The 20,033-nt window shown below is 66.0% G+C and carries 20 protein-coding genes and 1 tRNA gene; 16 read left to right on the forward strand and 5 right to left on the reverse strand.

Annotated features, from left to right (window positions below; all coding sequences use genetic code 11):
- Positions 1 to 8: 8 nt before the first annotated feature.
- Positions 9 to 2,684 (reverse strand): pyruvate dehydrogenase (acetyl-transferring), homodimeric type, encoded by a 2,676-nt coding sequence (gene aceE, locus L0962_RS13680; RefSeq protein WP_234087011.1) that lies wholly within the window; start codon positions 2,682 to 2,684, stop codon positions 9 to 11.
- Between the two features lie 267 nt (positions 2,685 to 2,951).
- Between aceE and folD the strand changes: the two genes are divergently transcribed.
- The 7 genes from folD to L0962_RS13715 all read left to right on the forward strand — a co-directional run bounded on the left by folD (position 2,952) and on the right by L0962_RS13715 (position 8,123).
- A complete protein-coding gene (folD, locus tag L0962_RS13685) occupies positions 2,952 to 3,809 on the forward strand; it encodes a bifunctional methylenetetrahydrofolate dehydrogenase/methenyltetrahydrofolate cyclohydrolase FolD (RefSeq protein ID WP_234087012.1) in 858 nt (285 codons plus the stop codon).
- Positions 3,809 to 4,306, forward strand: a complete 498-nt coding sequence (gene purE / locus L0962_RS13690; RefSeq protein WP_234087013.1) for a 5-(carboxyamino)imidazole ribonucleotide mutase — start codon at positions 3,809 to 3,811, stop codon at positions 4,304 to 4,306. Before folD ends, purE begins: the two co-directional genes overlap by 1 nt.
- A gap of 36 nt (positions 4,307 to 4,342) precedes the next feature.
- Complete coding sequence (locus L0962_RS13695) at positions 4,343 to 5,512, forward strand: 5-(carboxyamino)imidazole ribonucleotide synthase (protein ID WP_255680842.1); 1,170 nt, start codon at positions 4,343 to 4,345, stop codon at positions 5,510 to 5,512.
- Complete coding sequence (locus L0962_RS13700; protein WP_234087014.1) at positions 5,512 to 6,507, forward strand: L-threonylcarbamoyladenylate synthase; 996 nt, start codon at positions 5,512 to 5,514, stop codon at positions 6,505 to 6,507. The genes L0962_RS13695 and L0962_RS13700 overlap by 1 nt, the downstream gene beginning before the upstream one ends.
- Positions 6,508 to 6,577: 70 nt before the next feature.
- A tRNA-Ala gene (locus L0962_RS13705) sits at positions 6,578 to 6,653 on the forward strand.
- 146 nt (positions 6,654 to 6,799) lie between these two features.
- A complete protein-coding gene (gene ssb, locus L0962_RS13710) occupies positions 6,800 to 7,264 on the forward strand; it encodes a single-stranded DNA-binding protein (protein ID WP_234087015.1) in 465 nt (154 codons plus the stop codon).
- A 10-nt stretch (positions 7,265 to 7,274) separates the two neighbouring features.
- A complete protein-coding gene (locus L0962_RS13715; protein WP_234087016.1) occupies positions 7,275 to 8,123 on the forward strand; it encodes an HDOD domain-containing protein in 849 nt (282 codons plus the stop codon).
- Between the two features lie 36 nt (positions 8,124 to 8,159).
- On the opposite strand, the gene rfaE2 is transcribed toward L0962_RS13715, so the two are convergent.
- From rfaE2 to L0962_RS13730, 3 genes are all read right to left on the reverse strand, one after another.
- Positions 8,160 to 8,648 carry a D-glycero-beta-D-manno-heptose 1-phosphate adenylyltransferase gene (rfaE2, locus tag L0962_RS13720; RefSeq protein ID WP_234087017.1) on the reverse strand — a complete coding sequence of 163 codons (489 nt, stop codon included), beginning with the start codon at positions 8,646 to 8,648 and terminating at the stop codon, positions 8,160 to 8,162.
- A gap of 90 nt (positions 8,649 to 8,738) precedes the next feature.
- Entirely contained in the window at positions 8,739 to 9,968 is a 1,230-nt protein-coding gene (locus tag L0962_RS13725; protein WP_234087018.1) for an MFS transporter, read from the reverse strand.
- 19 nt (positions 9,969 to 9,987) lie between these two features.
- Positions 9,988 to 10,905, reverse strand: coding sequence for a MerR family transcriptional regulator (locus tag L0962_RS13730; protein ID WP_234087019.1), 918 nt, complete (start codon positions 10,903 to 10,905; stop codon positions 9,988 to 9,990).
- A 99-nt stretch (positions 10,906 to 11,004) separates the two neighbouring features.
- On the opposite strand from L0962_RS13730, the gene L0962_RS13735 reads away from it, so the two are divergent.
- The 9 genes from L0962_RS13735 to L0962_RS13775 are packed head-to-tail and all read left to right on the forward strand — an operon-like array spanning position 11,005 to position 18,324.
- Positions 11,005 to 11,571 carry a glutathione peroxidase gene (locus L0962_RS13735; RefSeq protein ID WP_234087020.1) on the forward strand — a complete coding sequence of 189 codons (567 nt, stop codon included), beginning with the start codon at positions 11,005 to 11,007 and terminating at the stop codon, positions 11,569 to 11,571.
- Positions 11,572 to 11,589: 18 nt separating this feature from the next.
- Complete coding sequence (locus L0962_RS13740) at positions 11,590 to 12,924, forward strand: NAD(P)/FAD-dependent oxidoreductase (RefSeq protein WP_234087021.1); 1,335 nt, start codon at positions 11,590 to 11,592, stop codon at positions 12,922 to 12,924.
- Positions 12,925 to 12,931: 7 nt separating this feature from the next.
- A complete protein-coding gene (locus tag L0962_RS13745; protein WP_234087022.1) occupies positions 12,932 to 13,696 on the forward strand; it encodes a DUF1365 domain-containing protein in 765 nt (254 codons plus the stop codon).
- Entirely contained in the window at positions 13,693 to 14,874 is a 1,182-nt protein-coding gene (locus L0962_RS13750) for a cyclopropane-fatty-acyl-phospholipid synthase family protein (RefSeq protein ID WP_234087023.1), read from the forward strand. The genes L0962_RS13745 and L0962_RS13750 overlap by 4 nt, the downstream gene beginning before the upstream one ends.
- Positions 14,843 to 15,382, forward strand: a complete 540-nt coding sequence (locus L0962_RS13755) for a chalcone isomerase family protein (RefSeq protein WP_234087024.1) — start codon at positions 14,843 to 14,845, stop codon at positions 15,380 to 15,382. Before L0962_RS13750 ends, L0962_RS13755 begins: the two co-directional genes overlap by 32 nt.
- Before the next feature lie 5 nt (positions 15,383 to 15,387).
- Complete coding sequence (locus tag L0962_RS13760) at positions 15,388 to 16,617, forward strand: MFS transporter (protein ID WP_234087025.1); 1,230 nt, start codon at positions 15,388 to 15,390, stop codon at positions 16,615 to 16,617.
- Positions 16,614 to 17,135, forward strand: a complete 522-nt coding sequence (locus L0962_RS13765) for a DUF3833 domain-containing protein (protein ID WP_234087026.1) — start codon at positions 16,614 to 16,616, stop codon at positions 17,133 to 17,135. Before L0962_RS13760 ends, L0962_RS13765 begins: the two co-directional genes overlap by 4 nt.
- A gap of 3 nt (positions 17,136 to 17,138) precedes the next feature.
- A complete protein-coding gene (locus tag L0962_RS13770) occupies positions 17,139 to 17,900 on the forward strand; it encodes an SDR family NAD(P)-dependent oxidoreductase (RefSeq protein ID WP_234087027.1) in 762 nt (253 codons plus the stop codon).
- 1 nt (position 17,901) lies between these two features.
- A complete protein-coding gene (locus tag L0962_RS13775) occupies positions 17,902 to 18,324 on the forward strand; it encodes a nuclear transport factor 2 family protein (RefSeq protein WP_234087028.1) in 423 nt (140 codons plus the stop codon).
- On the opposite strand, the gene L0962_RS13780 is transcribed toward L0962_RS13775, so the two are convergent.
- Positions 18,321 to 20,027 (reverse strand): TrkA family potassium uptake protein, encoded by a 1,707-nt coding sequence (locus L0962_RS13780; protein ID WP_367398033.1) that lies wholly within the window; start codon positions 20,025 to 20,027, stop codon positions 18,321 to 18,323. The genes L0962_RS13775 and L0962_RS13780 overlap by 4 nt on opposite strands.
- Positions 20,028 to 20,033 lie beyond the last annotated feature (6 nt).

Consider the following 20,033-nt stretch of genomic DNA (forward strand, 5'->3'; position numbering starts at 1 on the left):
TCCTTCCCTTAAACCGACAGCGGATTCGGCTTGGCCGGATCCAGGTTGTACTTGACCAGCGCGGCAGCGACCTTCTCGCGGCCGATCTTGCCTTCGTCGGCCAGCGCCTTCAGCGCCGCCAGCGTCACCCAGTGACGGTCGACCTCGAAGTGGTGGCGCAGCTTCTCGCGGGTGTCGGAGCGGCCGAAACCGTCGGTGCCCAGCGTCACGTAGGTGCTCTTGACGAAGGGACGGATCTGCTCGGCGAACAGCTTGACGTAGTCGGTCGCGGCGACCACCGGGCCGCTCGTGCCGGCGAGCTTCTGCTCGACGTGCGACAGCTTCGGCGCTTCCAGCGGGTGGAGCAGGTTCCAGCGGCTGGCGTCCTGACCATCGCGGGCCAGTTCGTTGAAGCTCGGGCAGCCCCAGATGTCGGCCTCGACACCCCAGTCATTCCTGAGCAACTCGGCGGCGGCGATGACTTCGCGGAAGATGGTGCCCGAGCCGAGCAACTGCACGCGCAGGTCGCCGGCGCCGCCCTTCTTGAAGGCATACATCCCCTTGATGATGTCGGCCTCGGCACCCGCCGGCATTTCCGGGTGCTCGTAGTTCTCGTTCATCACCGTGATGTAGTAGAAGACGTCTTCCTGCTCGGCGTTCATCCGGCGCAGGCCGTCCTGCACGATCACGGCGACTTCGTACTGGAAGGTCGGGTCGTACGACAGGCAGTTCGGGATCAGGTTGGCCAGGATGTGGCTGTGGCCGTCCTCGTGCTGCAGGCCTTCGCCGTTCAGCGTCGTGCGGCCGGCGGTGCCGCCGACCAGGAAACCGCGGGCGCGCTGGTCGCCGGCTGCCCAGACGAGGTCCATGACGCGTTGCAGGCCGAACATCGAGTAGCAGATGTAGAACGGGATGGTCTGCACGCCATGCACCGAGTAGGACGTGGCGGCGGCGATCCAGTCGCTCATCGCACCGGCCTCGTTGATGCCTTCCTGCAGCACCTGGCCGTCCTTCGACTCCTTGTAGAACATCAGCTGGTCATGGTCTTCCGGCACGTAGTTCTGGCCCTGCTGGTTCCAGATGCCGACGGCGCGGAACATGCCTTCCATGCCGAAGGTGCGGGACTCGTCCGGCACGATGGGCACGACGTTGCGGCCGACCTGCTTGTCCTTGAGCAGCATGTTCATGATGCGCACAATGGCCATGGTCGTGGACAGTTCGCGGCCTTCGCCGGAGGCCTTGAGCAGCGCCTCGAACTTGTCGAGCGCCGGAATCGCCAGCGGCTCGGCCTTGCGCCGGCGCGACGGCAGGAAGCCGCCGAGTGCCATGCGGCGGTCGCGCATGTACTGGTATTCGGGGGAGTCCTCGGCAAACTTCAGGTAGGGCAGTTCCTCGAGCTTGTCGTCCGGCACTGGCAGGGCGAAGCGGTCACGGAAGCGGCCGATCTGCTCCTTGTCCATCTTCTTCTGCTGGTGGGAAATGTTCATCGCCTCACCGGCCTGGCCCATGCCGAAGCCCTTGATGGTCTTGGCCAGGATCAGCGTCGGCGCGCCCTTGTGGGTGACGGCGGCGTTGTAGGCGGCGAAGATCTTGAAGAGGTCGTGGCCGCCGCGGTTCAGGTTCCAGACGTCGTCGTCGGTCCAGTCGGCGACCAGTTCCTTGAGTTCCGGCGTATTGAAGAAATGCTCGCGCACGTAGGCGCCGTTCTTGGCCTTGAAGGTCTGGTACTCGCCGTCGCACAGCTCCATCATCCGCTTCTTCAGGATGCCCTTCTTGTCGCGGTTGAACAGGGCATCCCAATGGGTGCCCCAGATCAGCTTGATGACGTTCCAGCCGGCACCGCGGAACTCGCCTTCCAGTTCCTGGATGATCTTGCCGTTGCCGCGCACCGGGCCGTCGAGGCGCTGCAGGTTGCAGTTGATGACGAAGATCAGGTTGTCCAGCTTTTCACGGCCGGCCATGCCGATGGCGCCGAGCGATTCGACCTCGTCGGTCTCGCCATCCCCCAAAAAGGCCCACACCTTGCGCTGTTCGGCCTTGGCGGCGTCGATCAGGCCGCGCGAGGCGAGGTACTTCATGAAGCGGGCCTGGTAGATGGCCTGGATCGGGCCGAGGCCCATCGACACCGTCGGGAACTGCCAGAAGTCCGGCATCAGCCACGGGTGCGGGTAGGAGGAGATGCCCTTGCCGTCGGTTTCCTGACGGAAGTTGTCCATCTGTTCCTCGCTCAGGCGACCGAGCATGAAGGCGCGCGAATAGACGCCGGGGACCGAGTGGCCCTGGAAGAAGATCAGGTCGCCGCCGGTGTCGTGGTCGAGGCTCTTCCAGAAATGCGAGAAGCCGACGTCGTAGAGCGCGGCGGCCGAAGCGAAGGAGGCGATGTGGCCGCCGACGTTGGTGTCCTTGTTGGCGCGCACGACCATGGCCATGGCGTTCCAGCGGATGTAGGAATGGATCTTGATTTCCAGGTCCGGATTGCCCGGGTACTTGGGCTGCTGATCGGCGGGGATGGTGTTGATGTATTCGGTGTTGGCCGAGTACGGGATGTCGATGCCGTCCTCGCGAGCCTGGCCGATCAGTTTCTCGATCAGGTAATGGGCGCGGTCGGCGCCTTCGTTGCTGATGACGCCTTCGAGGGCGTCGATCCACTCCTTTGTTTCCTGCGGGTCGGTATCGGCAGGCAGGGCATTCGGCTGGTCGGCCATGTTTGAGTCTCCTTCTTTGAAGTTTTCGTTCTGTGCCACCGGGTAGGTAACACCACTTTAGCGCTAGCCGGGCCGGTTCGCGACCCGTGTTTACACCTAGACCTCTTTCCGCATTGTAAAAACAAAATCCGCATTGTGCAACGATGGGCCGGGTAAATGTCGTATCGTTCGCACTGGCAGAGGACGGCGGTGGCGATTCTGTTAAAATTCATCAAATTCAAAGGGAAAGGTTGCCGCCTTTCCCGTTTTCTTTTGATGGATGCGACGATGACGGCACAAATCATTGACGGGAAGGCGCTGGCCGAAGAGCTGCGCCAAAGCTTCAAGGCGCGCGTGGAAACGCTGACGGCCAAGGGCCACAAGCCGGGCCTGGTGGTCATCCTGGTCGGCGAAGACCCGGCCTCCCAGGTCTACGTGAAGAACAAGGTCAATGGCTGCTTGGCCATCGGCATGCATTCCGAGAAGATCGTTTATGAGAAGGACGTGGCCCAGCAGGTCGTCCTCGACAAGATCGCCGAACTGAACGCCGATCCGGCCATCCACGGCATCCTCGTGCAACTGCCGCTGCCCAAGCACTTCGACGAGGAGAAGGTGCTCGAAGCCATCTCCGCCGAGAAGGACGTCGACGGCTTTCACGCCGAGAACGTCGGTGCGTTGTCGCAGGGCGCGCCGCGTTTCATCCCCTGCACGCCCTACGGCGTCATGAAGATGTTCGAGAAGGGCAGCGTCGATCTCGCCGGCCAGGAAGCCGTCGTCATCGGCCGCTCCAACATCGTCGGCAAGCCGATGGCCATGCTGCTGATCAACGCCGGCGCCACCGTCACCGTCTGCCACTCGAAGACGCGCGACCTGAAGTTCCACACCCAGCGCGCCGACATCGTCGTTGCCGCCGTCGGCAAGCCGAAGTTCGTCAAGGGCGACATGATCAAGCCGGGCGCCGTGGTCATCGACGTGGGCATCAACCGCCTGCCGGACGGCAAGCTGTGCGGCGACGTCGATTACGCCGACTGCCTCGAAGTCGCCGGCCAGATCACGCCGGTGCCGGGCGGCGTCGGGCCGATGACCATCACCATGCTGCTGGCCAACACCATCGAGGCCGCCGAACGCAAAGCGGGGATTCGCTAATGTCCGAAAAGAAGATTTCCGTCGGCATCGTCATGGGCTCCGACTCCGACTGGCCGACCATGCAGGCCGCCGCTGTGATCCTCAAGGATTTCGGCGTCGCCTTCGAAGCCCGTGTCGTCTCCGCCCACCGCACGCCTGACCTGCTCTTCGAATACGCCGAGACCGCCGGTCCGCGCGGCCTGCAGGCGATCATCGCCGGGGCAGGCGGCGCCGCCCACCTGCCGGGCATGCTCGCCGCCAAGACGACGGTGCCGGTGCTCGGCGTGCCGGTGCAGTCGAAGGCGCTGTCCGGTGTCGATTCGCTGCATTCCATCGTGCAGATGCCCAAGGGCATTCCGGTCGCTACCTTCGCCATCGGCGAAGCCGGTGCCGCCAATGCCGCGCTGTTCGCGGTGGCCATGCTGGCCAACGGCGATGCGGCGCTGAACGAGAAGCTGCAGGCTTTCCGCAAGGCCCAGACCGAAAAGGTGCTGGCCATGCAGTTGCCGGCTGTCTGAAAATCCTGCGGTCGACTCCGGATTTCGGCCAAAAACTTGTCTGAGGTTTCTGCCTTGAGCACGACGACGATACTTCCGCCCGCCACGCTGGGCATGCTTGGCGGTGGCCAGCTCGGCCGCTTCTTCGTTGCCGCCGCCCACGAACTGGGCTACCAGGTCTGGGTCCTTGACCCGGACAAGAATTCTCCCGCCGCCCAGATCGCCGAGCGCCACTTCTGCGTCGCCTACGACGACTACGCCGCGCTCGACGAATTCGCTGCCGGTTGTGCCGCGATCACCACCGAATTCGAGAACGTGCCGGCGGCGACGCTCGACTACCTCGCCAAGTTCGTGCCGGTGCGCCCGCATGCCGGCGCCGTGGCAATCTGCCAGCACCGCGTCAGCGAAAAGTCCTTCCTGCGCGACCACGGTTTCCCGCACGGCCCGTTCCTCACGGTCAACTGCGAAAATGACCTGAAAACCGCGCCGGCCAGCCTCTTCCCAGCCATCCTCAAGGTCGCCCGCTTCGGCTACGACGGCAAGGGCCAGGCGACGGTCAACAATATTGAAGAAGCGCTGCTCGCCTTCGGCCAGTTCAAGGGCGAGCAATGCGTGCTGGAGCAGCGTCTGCCGCTCGACTACGAAGTCTCCGTCGTGCTGGCGCGCGACGAAAACGGCAAGGTCGCCTGCTTCCCGACCGGCGAAAACCAGCACACGCGCGGCATCCTCGATGTCTCCATCGTGCCGGCTCGCACTTCCGGCTGCATGAAGAGCGACGCCGAGGACATCGCCGCGCGCATCGCCGAGAAGCTTGGCTACATCGGCACCATGGGCGTCGAATTCTTCGTCAGCCGCGGCCAACTGCTGGTCAACGAAATGGCGCCGCGCCCGCACAACAGCGGTCACTACACCATCGATGCCTGTGTTACCGACCAGTTCGAACAGCAGGTACGCGCGTTGTGCGGCCTGCCGCTGGGCGAGCCGCGTGCGCATTCGGCGTCGGTGATGGTCAATCTGCTCGGCGACCTCTGGTACGACGGTGACGTCTACCGCGAACCGGACTGGTCGGTGCTGCACGCCATCCCGAACCTGAAGCTGCACCTCTACGGCAAGCACCACGCCCGGCCGGGCCGCAAGATGGGCCACTTCACGGTGATCGGCGACCACGCCGAAGCCGTGCAGCAGGCCGCGCTGGCCGCCCGCGCCGCCATCGGCATCGAGGACTGATGAACCCGTCGGACGCCGACTACGCCCGCGCCGTCGAGCTGCTGCTCGCCGGTGAGCTGGTCGCCATCCCGACCGAGACGGTCTACGGTCTGGGCGCGGACGCCGCCAACCCGGCCGCCGTGGCGAAGATTTTTGCCGCCAAAGGCCGCCCGGCCGACCATCCGCTGATCGTCCATCTGGCCGGCCACGACGCCGTCGGACAATGGGCCGAGCAGGTGCCGGACGTCGCCTGGGAATTGATGGAAACCTTCTGGCCCGGCCCGCTGACGCTGATCCTGAAGAAGCAGGCCTGGGTGCCCGACGCCGTCACCGGCGGCCAGGACACCGTCGGCCTGCGCGTGCCGGGGCATCCGGTGGCGCTCGAACTGCTGCGCCGCTTCGCCGCCGCCAAGGGTGAGCGCGCCGGCATCGCCGCGCCCTCGGCCAACCGCTTCGGCCGCATCAGCCCGACCTCGGCCGCGCACGTCGCGGAGGAACTGGGCGAGCGCGTGCCGCTGATCCTCGACGGCGGTTCCTGCGCCGTCGGCATCGAATCGACGATCATCGACTGCTCGCGCGGCGAGCCGACCGTGCTGCGCCCCGGCCACATCTCGCCGCTGCATCTGGAAGCGGTGCTCGGCCGCCGGCCGGCCATCGAGACCAGCCAGGGGGCGCCGCGCGTTTCCGGCTCGCTGGAAGCGCATTACGCGCCGACGACGCCGCTGCGGCTGGTCAGCGGCGAGCGCCTGCTCGATTTCCTCAATGCCCAGCGACATCGCGGCGGCACTTGCGGCGTGATCAGTCCGAACCAGCCGCCGCAGGCCGGCATGCCGCACGCCTGGCGCCTGCTGCCGGCCGAGCCGGTCGGCTACGCGCACGAACTCTACGCGGCGCTGCGCGAGATGGACCACGCCGGCGTCGACCTGATCGTCGTCGAGGCGCTGCCGGATGGCCCGGAATGGGCTGCCGTCGCCGACCGCCTGCGCCGCGCTGCGGCGGGTGCCGGGCAAAATTGATCGGCAGCTGCGGTCGACCGCGGGAAACTTGCAAAATCCGGCTAGCGCTGGGCTATAATGCGCGCCTTACGGGCCGATAGCTCAGCTGGGAGAGCGCCGCGTTCGCAATGCGGAGGTCGTGAGTTCGATCCTCATTCGGTCCACCAGATTTTTGAAAAAAGCCTTGAACGATTCAGGGCTTTTTTCGTTTTCGGCAGTGCCGGCATTTCCCCGGCAGCGAATATCCAATATCCTTGCAGGATTCGTGAACGATTGACGGCCTGTCCGGCCGGGCTTTAGGAGACAAGTGACGATGGCTTCGGTCAACAAGGTGATTCTCGTCGGCAATCTGGGTGCCGATCCGGAAACCCGCTACACCGCCAGCGGTGATGCGGTCTGCAATGTGCGGCTGGCCACCACCGAGAGCTGGAAGGACAAGAACAGCGGCGACAAGCGCGAGATCACCGAGTGGCACCGGGTGGTCTTCTATCGTCGCCTGGCCGAGATCGCCGGCCAGTACCTGAAGAAAGGTTCCTCGGTCTACATCGAAGGTCGCATCAAGACCCGCAAGTGGCAGGACAAGGACGGTCAGGACCGTTACACGACCGAGATCGAGGCGACCGAAATGCAGATGCTGGGCGGTCGTCAGGGAATGGGCGCGCCGGCCGGTCAGGGCGGTGGCGGCGGCTACGACGAGCCGACGGATTACGCGCCGGCACCGCCGAAGAACCGGCCGAAGCCGGCGTTCGACGATCTGGGCGACGACATCCCGTTCTGAGAGGCTCGCCATGTCCAACGCCGTGACCTTCAGGATACTCGAGGATATCGCCAAGGATTTGTCGGGTGAGGAGATTACCTTCCCGACTTTCCTGGACATCACTTTCCAGGTGCGTACGGCCCTCAAGGACCCGAACCTCAATGTCGATCAACTGGCCAAGCTGGTCGGCGCCGAACCGCTGATGAGCGCCAAGATCATCCGTATGGCCAATTCGGTGGCGCTCAATCCGTCGGGGCGCGAGATCGCCGATGTCAAGAATGCGATTGTCCGGGTCGGCATGGAGGCGGTGCGTACCGTGTCCTTCGCCGTGGCCATGGAGCAGTTGCTGAAGTCCAAGCAGATGCAGCCGTTCGAAGGCATTTCCAAACGGCTGTGGGAGCATACGGCGCACGTTGCCGCCTTGTCCCGCGTGCTCGCGCGGAAGCTGGCCAGGATCAACGGCGACGAGGCAATGTTTACCGGGCTGGTGCATGACCTGGGCGTCTTCTACCTGATGTCGCGCGCGGCCAATTTCCCGGAACTGGTTGCCGACAAGGTCGAACTGCATGCGTTGCTGGTCGGCTGGCACGACAACATCGGCCATGCGTTGCTGTCGGCGCTCGGTTCGCCGGAGTCGGTGCTGGTCGCCGTGCAGGAGCATGAGACGGATCGCGAGGTCAAGGAAATCAAGACCTTGTCGGATGTCCTCTACGTGGCCAACAAGATCGCCAACCGGACTGCCGGCTGGCGCGACGCCCAGTACGATGGCGAGGTCGATACCTCGGTGCTTGATCGCATCTTCGATGCCGAGACGCTGGCCGAAATCGTGGCCGAGTCGGAAGAGGAAGTGCAGTCGCTGAAGGCGGCGTTGGGCGGCTGAAACCGCCCGCTCCCTTTGTCTGTCGATGTCGCCGGCCTAGAGCCGGCGAATTTTTTCCAGCAACGCGGTGGTCGACGTCTGGTGGATGAACGGAATCGAATGCACCGTGCCGCCCCAGTCCCGGACTTCGCTGGCGCCGACGATCCGGTCGACCGGCCAGTCGCCGCCCTTGACCAGGATGTCCGGCCGGCACTCCAGGATTCGCTGCAGCGGGGTGTCTTCGTCGAACCAGGTGACCAGCGAGACGCAGGCCAGCGAGGCCATTACCGCCAGGCGGTCGGCCAGCGCATTGACCGGCCGGTCGTCTCCCTTGCCCAGCCGCTTGACCGACGCATCGCTGTTGAGTGCCACCACCATGCTGGTACCGAGTGCCGCTGCCTGCGCCAGATAAGTGACGTGGCCACGGTGCAGGATGTCGAAGCAGCCATTGGTGAAGACCAGCGGCCGTGCCAGTTCGGCGGCTCTTGCGGTCAACGTCCCGGGCGGGCAGATTTTGCGTTCGAAGTCGGGCGGAAGATAGGACATGAGTGGGCGGAAAGGTTTTCGGATAGACCTTCATTGTAACCCGGCCTTCCTGCCGGCTCCGGCACACAGCCGGTTGCGGCGGGCGCTGGTTCAGCGTGGGGTCGGCGCGCTTTCGTCGAGCATTTCCAGCGCGCTTGGCGAGGTGCGGACCATCGGTTTCATCGGCGTCTGGTGGCCGACGTCGGCCGGCGTGCGGCGGGCCAGCCACCAGGTGCTGACGGCCAGCAGCGTCTGTACGGTGCAGAACCAGGCCGGCAGCGCGGCCGGGCCGAAACGCTGCATCAGCAGACCGGCGAGCAGCGGGCCGACACTGGCGCCAATGCCGTGCAGCAGGAGCAGCGAGCCGCTGCCGGCAATGATTTCCGGTTTTTCCAGGCGGTCCATCAGCCGGGCCACCGCCAGCGGATAGAGCGCGAAGGCGATGCCGCCGTAGGCAAACACCGCCACCAGCATGACGCCGAGGCGCTGGCTTTCCGACCAGAGCAAGGTGGCGGCGAGCAGGGCTGCCGTGATGGCGACGACGCTGATCACGTAACCGCGGTCGATATGGTCGGTCAGGCGGCCGATCGGCCACTGGCAGACGGCACCGCCGACAATCGCCGTGGTCATCACCCAGGCCACGTCGCCCGGTGCCAGCCCGCTGCTGCTGGCCCATACCGCGCCCAGGCTCCAGAAGGCACCTTGCGCCAGTCCGCTGAGCAGACCTGCGGTACAGGCGACCGGCGCACGGCCGAACAGTGTGCGCAGACCGATGCCGTGAACCGTGTCCACTACCGGTTGGGCCAGTCGGGTGGCGGCCACCGGCATCACGGCTGCGCAAATCGACAGCGCGGCAATCGAGAACAGGATGTGACCGGCCGGATCGGCCCAGTGCAACAATTGCTGGGAAACCGCCAACGCCCCGAGGTTGACCGCCATGTAAGTGGCGAAGATCCGGCTGCGCTGGTCCGGTGCCGCGTGGCTGTTCAGCCAGCTTTCGATGGTGGTGTACAGGCCGACCATCCCCATGCCGGTGATCAGGCGCAGCACGGCCCAGGCCCATGGATTGGTCAGCAGTTCGTGGCCGAGCGCGGCGCAGGCGATGGCGGCGGTGAAGAAGGCGAAGGCGCGGACATGGCCGACGCGCCGGATCATCATCGGCCCGAGGTAGGTACCGGCCAGGAAGCCGACAAAGTACATGGCGCCGATCGCGCCCAGCGTCTGGCTGCCGAAGCCTTCGATGCCGCCCCGCACGGCGAGCAGGGTGCCGAGCAGGCCGCTGCCGAGCAGCAGCAGGGCGACGCCGAGCAGCAGGGCGATCAGGGGAAATATCGCGGTCATGGCTCAAAGGGCTGCAGGGTCAGCCCCGATTGTGCCTGCCTCCGCGGAAATCGGCCAGCGCCGCCAGGGTCTGCGGCAGATCGTGGATGATCTCGATGCCCGGTGTCGACGACAATTTCCGGACCCCGCTGCCGCCGGCCCACAGGGCCACCCTGTCGGGCAGCAGGCGGCGCAGTTGCTCGAGCAGCCCGGGAATGCGGCGTGCCGGAAAGGCCACCGAGAACGACAGGGCGACGATGTCGGCGGCGTGCGCATCGGCGGCACGGGCGATCTCGAGCAGCGGCATCTGGGTGCCGAGCGGAATGCACTCGGCGCCTTCCAGGGCGAGCAGCGTCTCGACCATCAGCAGGCCGAGCACATGCGCTTCTTCGGAAACGCTGGTCAGGATCACCCGTGGCGTTCCACCGCCCGGCGGCAATCCTGCGATGGCCTGACGCAGCAGACGTTTGGTCAGCTCGGTGTACAGGTGTTCCTCGAACACCTCGATGCGCCCTTCTTCCCAGGCCAGGCCGATGCGCCAGGTCAGCGGCGCCACGGTGTCCTGGACAAACGCCTGCAGGCCCTGCCGGGCCAGGCGTTGCTGCATTTGTTGCAGGTAGGCGCCGGCGTCGTGCTGGCGGATCGGCTCGATCAAGGCCTCGATCGTCTCGTCGACGGCGGCTTTGATCGACTGGGTGCGCTTCGGCGAGCGTTTCGGTGTCAGCGCGGCCAGTTCGTCGGGGCTGGCGACGAGCAGCTTGCCCGGACGATGTCCTTGATCCATCAGGCGTTTGATGGTGCGCAGCCGCTCGACCTGGTCGGCCGGGTACTGACGCTCGCCGTGCGCGTCGCGCAGCGGGCAGGGGAAGCCATAGCGCCTTTCCCAGACTCGCAGCACATCTTTCGACAGGCCCGTGTCGCGCTCGACCATCGCGATGCTGAAGCTTGAGTTGTTCATATTGTCCTGGACAAAACCTTTGTTTTGCGTTGACAAACCTTAATTCGATCTCTATCTTACGAACAGAGTATTGATTTGTCCAGGACAAACGAGGTGATCATGTCAATTTTCAGTGTTTGGCGGCTGTTGGGCTTGTTCGGTTTGTTCGGCCTTGGCGTTGCGCCTGCCGGCGTGCTGGCGGATGAATGTCCGCCGCTGTTGCGTCATGAGTTCAAGCGCTTGCAGGACGGCAAGCCGATGCCGCTTTGCCAGTTCGCCGGCAAGGTCCTGCTGGTGGTGAATACGGCCAGTTATTGCGGTTTCACCTCGCAGTACGACGGTCTGGAAAAACTGCATGCCCAGCTCAAGGACAAGGGCTTGGTGGTGATCGGCTTTCCGTCCAACGACTTCGGCTCGCAAGAGCCGGGCAGCGACAAGGAAATCGCCGATTTCTGCCGGCTCACCTACGGGGTCGAGTTTCCGATGGCTGCCAAGACGACGGTGCGCGGGCGCCAGGCGAACCCCTTCTATCAGGAACTGGTGCGCATCACCGGCAGCACGCCGAAGTGGAATTTCCACAAATACCTGATCAGTCGCGATGGCCGCGAGGTTGTCGCCTATACCAGCCTGACCAAGCCGGACGACGGCGATCTGTTGCGCAAGATCGACGAATTCCTGGCCCGCTGAGGCTTTCGGAGACCCGCCATGAATGCACCGCTCAGATTTCCGGCCGATCATCCGCAGGGGCGCCAGCGCATCGCAGTGATCGGCGCCGGCATCTCCGGTCTGGCCACCGCCTGGCTGTTGTCGCGCGAGCACGAGGTGACGCTGTTCGAAGCCGCCGATTATCTCGGCGGGCACACCAATACGGTCGACGTCGAGCTGGAGGGAAAAAGTCATCCGGTCGACACCGGCTTCCTGGTCTTCAACGATCGCACCTATCCCAACCTGATCGCGTTGTTTGCCCTGCTCGGGGTCGAATCGGTGGCGACCGAGATGAGTTTTTCGGTGAGCCTGGAGCGGCCGGCGCTGGAATGGGCCGGGTCGTCGCTGGCCACTGTGTTCGGTCAGCCGGCCAACCTGCTGCGTCCGGGGTTCTGGCGCATGTTGTCCGACCTGCTGCGTTTCAATCGCGAGAGCACGGCCTGGCTGGCCGAGCACCCGGACGACCGGCGCAGCGTCGGCCAGTATCTGGCCGAGCAAGGCTACTCGGCCGAATTCGCCGACTGGTACCTGCTGCCGATGGCGGCCGCCATCTGGTCCTGTCCGACCGGCCAGATGCGCGACATGCCGCTCGCCACCTTCATCCGCTTCTGCAACAACCACGGCCTGTTGCAGGTTTTCGACCGGCCGACCTGGCGCACGGTCAAAGGCGGCGGTCGCGAGTACGTGCGGCGCCTCGCCGGCCAGCTCGACGACATCCGCTTGGGCTGTCCGGTCCGCGCGGTAAGCCGCGATGCGCAGGGTCTGAGCCTGCATTTCGACGGCGGCGTCGAGCGTTACGATCAGGTTGTCTGCGCCTGTCACAGCGATCAGGCGCTGGCCATCCTCGGCGAGACCGCCGATCCGGCGCAACGGGCCGTGCTGACGGCGGTGCGCTACCAGTCCAATCGTGCCCTGTTGCATACCGACGCTGCCCTGCTGCCGCGCCGTCGTCATCTGTGGTCGGCCTGGAATTACTTTGCCGGTGCCGGCGACGAACATGACCGGCCGGTCGGCGTTTCCTATCTGATCAACAAGCTGCAGCCACTGCCGTTCTCGACGCCGGTGGTGGTGACCCTGAATCCGGCCCGCGAACCGGACCCGGCCAAGGTGATCGCCGAATTCGATTATGCCCATCCGGTGTTCGACGCCGGCGCGATCGCCGCCCAGGCGGCGCTGGAGCGTGTTCAGGGGCAGGGCGGCATCTGGCTTGCCGGTGCCTGGGGGCGCTACGGCTTTCATGAAGATGGCCTGATGTCGGCGCTGCGCGTTGCCAACGCGCTCGGTGTGGCCGCGCCCTGGCAGGCTGCCGCGGCGCCGGCATATCGCTTTGCCTGAGACGACGATGCACCCGCCGCCACGTCTGTTCCTCGGCCATGTGATGCACCGCCGGCTGCGGCCGGCGGTCAATGCCTTCGTCTATCCGGTGTTTTACGTCCAGTTGCCGTTGCGCCGTCTGGCGCAGGCAAATTGCGGGATTTTCTCGGTCGACCGCAGCAATCTGCTCAGTTTCCACAGCGCCGACCACGGGCCGCGCGACGGCTCGCCGTTGTTGCCGTGGATCGAGCTGATATTGCGCGAGCAGGGCTTGCCGGCCGACGGGGAGATCGTGCTGCAGACCTTCCCGCGGGTGCTCGGTTATGTCTTCAATCCGGTCAGCTTCTGGTTCTGCCATGCCCGGGACGGCGCACTGATCGCCATCCTGGCCGAGGTCAACAACACCTTCGGCGGTCATCACAGCTACCTGTTGCACGATTGCGGGCGGCCGCTGCCGGAAGGCGTCGAACTACGCGCCGACAAGGCTTTCCATGTCTCTCCCTTCTGTACGGTCGACGGCGGCTACCGCTTCCGTTTCCAGCGTCAGCGCAGCGTCCAGCTGGCCCGGATCGATTACGACGATGCCGAGGGAGAAGTGCTGCTCACCTCGATTTCCGGCAAGCCGAGGCAGTGGACCGCCAGTGCCCTGTTGCTCGCCTTCCTGCGCATGCCCTGGCTGACGCTCGGGGTGATGGCGCGCATTCACTGGCAGGCCCTGCGTCTGTGGTGCAAGGGCGTTCCCTTCTTCGGCGCCCGCCTGCCGGCAACCTCCCTACAGGAAACGAACAAATGAACGAATCCCTGACGATGCGCGGCAACCTGCCGCAGGCCCGGACAACGCGCCAGGTGTTCGCCCTGCTTGACGGACTGCGTGGCGGGCGTCTGGAAATCCGTCTGCCGGACGGCTCGTCGGCGCTGTTTGGCGAGGGCGACGCGGGCATTACCCTGCAGGTGCACGACGAAGCCATGTTCGGGCGGGTGCTGGCGCGTGGCGACATCGGTCTGGCCGAGGCGTACATGGACGGCCAGTGGGATGCTTGTGATCCGACGGCGCTGCTGGTGCTGCTGTCGCGCAACCGCCAGCATCTGCGTCGCGCCATCTACGGCGCCTGGCCGGGCCTGCTGGCCGCTCGCCTGCGCCACTGGTTCAATCGCAACAGCCGCGCCGGCAGCCGGCGCAACATCATGGCCCACTACGATCTGGGCAACGATTTCTACCGGCACTGGCTGGATTCGACGATGAGCTATTCGGCGGCCTGCTTCGCGCATCCGGACGACAGTCTGGCGAGCGCCCAGCAGGCCAAGTACGACCGTATCCTGTCTCGGCTGCAGGCCGCCCCCGGTCAGCGCGTGCTGGAAATAGGCTGCGGCTGGGGCGGTTTTGCCGAACGGGCGACGGCGGCCGGTCTGCAACTCACCGGCGTAACGCTGTCGCCGGCCCAATTGGCCTGGGCACAGGCCCGGGTGCCCGGGGCCGATTTGCGCCTGCAGGATTATCGCGACCTGGACGGGCAATTCGATCATCTGGTGTCGATCGAGATGTTCGAAGCGGTGGGCGAACGCTGGTGGCCCACGTATTTCTCGACGGTGGCACGTTGCCTGGCACCGCAGGGCAAGGCGGTGATCCAGAGCATCGTGATTCGCGACGAACTGTTCCCGGCCTACCGCCGGGGCACAGATTTCATCCAGCAGTACGTCTTTCCCGGCGGCATGCTGCCGTCGCCGCGGGCGTTCCGCGAGCAGGCGGCCAGACAGGGGCTGAAGGTCAGCGACGAGTTTGCCTTCGGTGCCGACTACGCGCGTACGCTGGCGCATTGGCGGGTGGCTTTCGAGCAGGCCTGGCCGCGTATCGCCGAACTGGGTTTCGACGACACTTTCCGCCGGCTGTGGCGGCTCTACTTGTGCTACTGCGAGGCCGGTTTCCTGACCGGCGACATCGATGTCGTGCAGTTCGAACTCGTCCATCGCTGACCGCGGCCGGCGGCGCCTGTTGCTCGGACTGGGCGCCCTGGCCTGCCTGTCCGGCCGGGCCCTGGCGAACGAGGCGCCGTTGGCCGGGCTGCAGCGTTGGGGTAGCGGCGATTACCGGCGCTTCGGCTTTCTCGTTTACCGGGCCACGCTGTGGGCCGGCGACGATCCGGCCGTGCCGCCGCTGGCCTTGCGGCTCGACTATCGGCGCAGCATTGCCGGTGCAGCGATTGCCGAGGCCAGCGTGCGCGAGATGCGACGCTTCGTCGACGACGAACCCCGCCTTGCCGGCTGGGGAAAACGGATGGCCAGCCTGTTTCCGGACGTGGTCGATGGCGATCACCTGGTCGGCCTGTGGCTGCCGGAGGGCGCCCGCTTTCTGCAGGGCGGCCGGCTGCTCGGCGAAGTGCGCGATCCGGCGTTCGCCCGGGCATTCTTCGCGATCTGGCTGGATGCCCGGACCAGTGCGCCGGAACTGCGCGCGGCGCTGCTGACCCGCGGGCGCGGCTGAGCGCCATGGCAATGCAACGCACGACACTGCTCGCCTACGGTCTGCCGGGCCTGCCGCTGGCCTTCGGCGCCCTGCCGGTCTACGTGCATCTGCCCGATTTCTATGCACGCGGCCACGGGCTCGATCTGGCCTGGCTGGGCATGCTGCTGCTGGTCAGCCGGCTGCTCGATGCCGGTATCGATCCCTGGCTGGGCTGGCTGGCCGATCGTCTGCCCAGGCGTCGCCTGCTGGCCTGGTCGCTGCTGCCGTTCTCGGTCGGCTTCGTGGCCTTGTGGCATCCGCCGCCGGCGTGGGCTGCCGTCTGGCTGTTCCTGTGCCTGCTGCCGACCTACCTCGGTTTTTCTGCGGCGACCGTCGCCTATCAATCCTGGGGGGCGGCGATCGCGACGGATTCTGCGCAGCGGACGCGGTTGACCGCAGCCCGCGAAGGTTTCGGCCTGGCCGGCATCGTGCTGGCCGCCGCGTTGCCCGGCTGGCTGGCCGGGCAAGCGAGCGAAGGGCTGGTCGCCCTGGGCTGGCTGTTGCCGCTGCTCGTCGTCCTTGCCGCCGGCACGGCGCTCTTGACCATCCGTCACGAAGGCGCCCCGCCGACGCCGCCACCGGCCTGGCGTCCCGCCCTGAGCCGGGTATTGGCCGATCCGTCGATGCGGCATTTGCTGCTCGTCTTCATCTGCAACGGCATCGCTTCGGCGCTACCGGCGACGCTGTTCCTGTTTTTCGTCGGCGACGTGCTGCAGGCCGAGCGCTTTTCCGGTCTGCTACTGGCCTTGTATTTCGTCGCCGGGGCCGCCTCCTTGCCTGGCTGGGTCTGGCTGGCCGGCCGCCTTGGCCGGCCGCGGGCCTGGCTGGCTGCCATGCTGCTGGCGATGGTGGCGTTTGCCGGAGCCGGCCTGCTCGGGGCCGGCGATGTGCTGCTATTTGCGCTGGTCTGCCTGCTTTCCGGCCTGGCGCTCGGTGCCGATCTGGCGCTGCCGGCAGCCATCGCGGCCGACTTCGGCGAACGTCTCGGCCAGCCGGGTGCCTGCTTCGGCATCTGGAACCTGATCGCCAAATGCAATCTGGCACTGGCCGCCGGCCTCGCGCTGCCGCTGATCGCCGCCTTCGGTTATGTGCCGGGGCAGGGCGGCGGACTCGGGGCACTGGTCGGTGCCTACGTCCTGTTGCCGCTTGCCGGCAAATCGCTCGCCGCCGCGCTGCTCTGGCGCTGGCGGCATTCCCTGGAGGTCGGATCATGAAACTGTTGACTGCGGCGGCCCTGTGTCTGGGCCTGGGGGGCTGTGCCGGCGTCGATGTCGCGCAATACCGCGACGAAGGGCCGCCGTTGCGGCTGGAACACTACTTCAATGGCCGGATCGATGGCTGGGGCATGTTCCAGGGCCGCGACGGCCGGGTACAGAAACGTTTCCACGTGGTGATCGATGCCCGCTGGCAGGATGGTCGCGGCGTGCTCGACGAGAACTTTACCTGGGCCGACGGCACGACCTCGCGCCGGGTGTGGACGCTGGTCCGCCAGCCCGACGGCAGCTATCGCGGCACGGCCGATGATGTCGTCGGCGAGGCGGTCGGCGAGCTGGCCGGCAACGCGCTGCGCTGGCGTTATGTGCTGGCGCTGCCGGTGGACGGCAAGACCTACCACGTCGATTTCGACGACTGGATGTACCTGATCGACGAGCGCGTGATGCTGAACCGGTCGGCGATGTCGAAGTGGGGCTTCCGGCTTGGCGAAGTGACGCTCAGCTTCGTCAGGCCCTGAGCCATGCCGGCCAATCCAGAAATCCGCGACTGGTCGGGACGCCGGGTCTGGCTGATCGGCGCGTCGAGCGGCATCGGTGCCGCGCTGGCCCGCGAACTGGCCGCCCGCGGCGCCCGGCTGGCCTTGAGCGCGCGGCGTACCGAGGCCTTGCAGGCGCTGGGGCTGGCCGACGCGCTGCTGCTGCCGTGCGATGTCGCCGAGCGGCAGGCGCTGGCCGCTGCGCTGGCGGCAATCGAGGCGCGCTGGGGCGGTGTCGACCTGGTGTGCTATTTGGCCGGCGATTACCGGCCGATGACCGTCGATAATTTCGACCTGGCGAGTGCCGAGCGGCTGTTTGCGGTCAACTTCGTCGGCGCGGTAAAAACCGCGGACGTCGTCCTGCCCGCGCTCCGTCCCGGCGGCGGCATCGCCTTCGTCGCCAGCGTCGCCGGTTATCGCGGCCTGCCGAAGGCGCTGGCTTACGGGCCGGGGAAGGCAGCGCTGATCCATTTTGCCGAATGCCTGCACCTCGATCTGGCGCCACGCGGGATCGGCTGCTGGGCGATCAATCCCGGTTTCGTCGCGACGCCGCTGACGGCCGGCAACGATTTCCGCATGCCGGCGCTGCTGACCCCGGAACAGGCGGCCATTGCCACGGTCGACGGGCTGGCGACGGGCAATTTCGAGATTCATTACCCGAAGCGCTTCACCCGGGTGCTGAAGTGCCTGCGCCTGCTGCCCTATCGCTGGTATTTTCCCCTGCTGCGCAAGTTGACCGGAGCTTGACATGACCCTCGACGAACTGATCGATTTCTACGAAAGCCTGACGCCGGAACGGGTGGCGCGTTTTGCCGAGTTCTATGCCGACGATGCCTGGTTCAAGGATCCGTTCAACGAGGTGCGCGGCGTTGAAGCCATCCAGCGCATCTTCACGCACATGTTCACGCAAGTGGAGATGCCGCGTTTCGTGGTCGGCGAACGCATCGTCGATGCCGGCGGCGCCGTGCTGATCTGGGAATTCTGTTTCCGCAGCGCACGTCTGGGCGGTGGCGGCACGCAACTGCTGCGCGGCGTCTCGCACCTGCGCTTCGCGCCCGACGGGCGGGTCTGCTATCACCGCGACTACTGGGATACCGGCGAGGAGCTGTACATGAAGCTGCCCTTGCTCGGCGGCCTGTGGCGCGGCCTGCGCCGCTTGCTGGCCGCCTAGCGCCGGGCGGGGACGTTAGCGGGGCGCAGCTTGCGCCACAGCCAGCCACCGGATTCGTCGGCGTGGCCGTCGATGGCGTAATCGAGGGCGTTGGCGTTCTGCAGCGTGAGCTTGATGTGGTTCAGGGTGAACAGCGAACTGGCAAACAGGATGCGGTCGCCGGCCGCCAGATCGAAATCGTCGTCCGGCAGCAGCGTCAGCCGGTCGTTGCGGTCGATCAGCAGCGGTATTGCCGGCAGCATGCGTTCGCGATCGCTCGGATCGCGCAAGGCGTCGCGCAATGCGATGCCGCGCCCGTGCATCAGCGCCTGGCGGGCCGCCGGCGCTTCCGAGGCGTTCAGGCAGATGCCCCAGACGGTGGGCGTCAGTCCGTCGCACAAGGCGTGCAGCCGGTCGACCAGCGCGTGGCACCAGCTTTCGTCGGCGCGGCGGATTTCGCCGAGAAAACGGGCGAGCAGCGGGGTGGTCAGGATGGCGATGCTTTCGTGGGCAACGATGTGACTCGGCACCATGGCGAAATCGGCGCCGTAGGCCTGGAACAGCGGTGCGTTGGCGGCGTGGTTCTGGCGCACGACGACGAACAGTGCTGGCTTGAGTTCGCTGGCGGTGACGGCGATCGACAGGTTGTTCACGTCGTTGTCGCTGCCGGCGATGATGCCGCTGGCCGTGGCGATGCCGGCGGCGCGCAGGGTGTCGGCCTCGGTGCCGTTGCCGGCGATGTGGCCGGCTTGCGGATCGCCGGCCGGATCGATGATGGTCAGCGTGATGCCGGTTTCGGCCAGTCGTTCGCCGACCGCCCGGCCGAAGCGGCCATAGCCGCACAGGATCCAGTGGCCGCCCGGCGGCCGATGAACTTGCGGAATTGGCGATTCGGGCAGGCTGGTGAGCAGTTCGATCAACCGGAAGCGTTCCGGCGCCATGATCGCCAGCGCCAGATGATCGGCGAAGCGTTCGTAGGGACTGATGATGTGATCGGTGCCGAACGAGGCCAGATTGGCAGTGACGGAAGGCGAGCGGGCACGGGCGATGACCGGCAGCTTCGGGGTCAGCAGGCGGACGGCGATGGCGATGCCGAGATTGGCCTGTTCGTCGTTGGTCACCGCCAGCACGCCGCGGCAGCGCGGGTGCCGCAGCCCGGCCAGCAGCAGGTTGTCGGGCAGGCTGGCGTCGGCGGCCAGCGCCGGCGTGTCGGTCTTGAAGTCGAGCAGATCGAGTTCCTCGACACGGATCTCATCCTTTTCGAGGACCACGAAGGCCTGGCCGAGACGGTCGAAGTTGCGGCAGATCAGGCTGCCCGTCTCGCCACAGCCACAGACGATGTAGAAGGGTTCGCGCAGGCGGCGGACGCGGCGCATGAAGCGGTTGGCGGTCAGCGTCTTCTGGAAGCCCTTGTCCTGGAGTAGCGCGATCAGCGTGATCACGGAATAGGACCAGCCGATCACCGACAGATAGATGCAGACGATGACCCACAGCCGCTGGGCATCCGAGAAGGCATTCGGCATCTCGCCGAAACCGATCGTCGTTGCCGTGTAGCTGATGAAATAGAAGGCGTGGAAGAAAGACAGCGGCGGTGCCGGGCGGCCGGTGGCGTCGACGCCGGGAACCAGCGTCAGGCCGCAGACCGAGATCGCGTAGATGACGATCAGCGCGATGATCGGCGCGCGCATGCGCCGCAGGACCAGGAAGAAGGTGGAGTTGTTCACCGCCGG

It is taken from the genome of Azonexus sp. R2A61, from assembly GCF_021401135.1.
GTDB lineage: Bacteria > Pseudomonadota > Gammaproteobacteria > Burkholderiales > Rhodocyclaceae > Azonexus.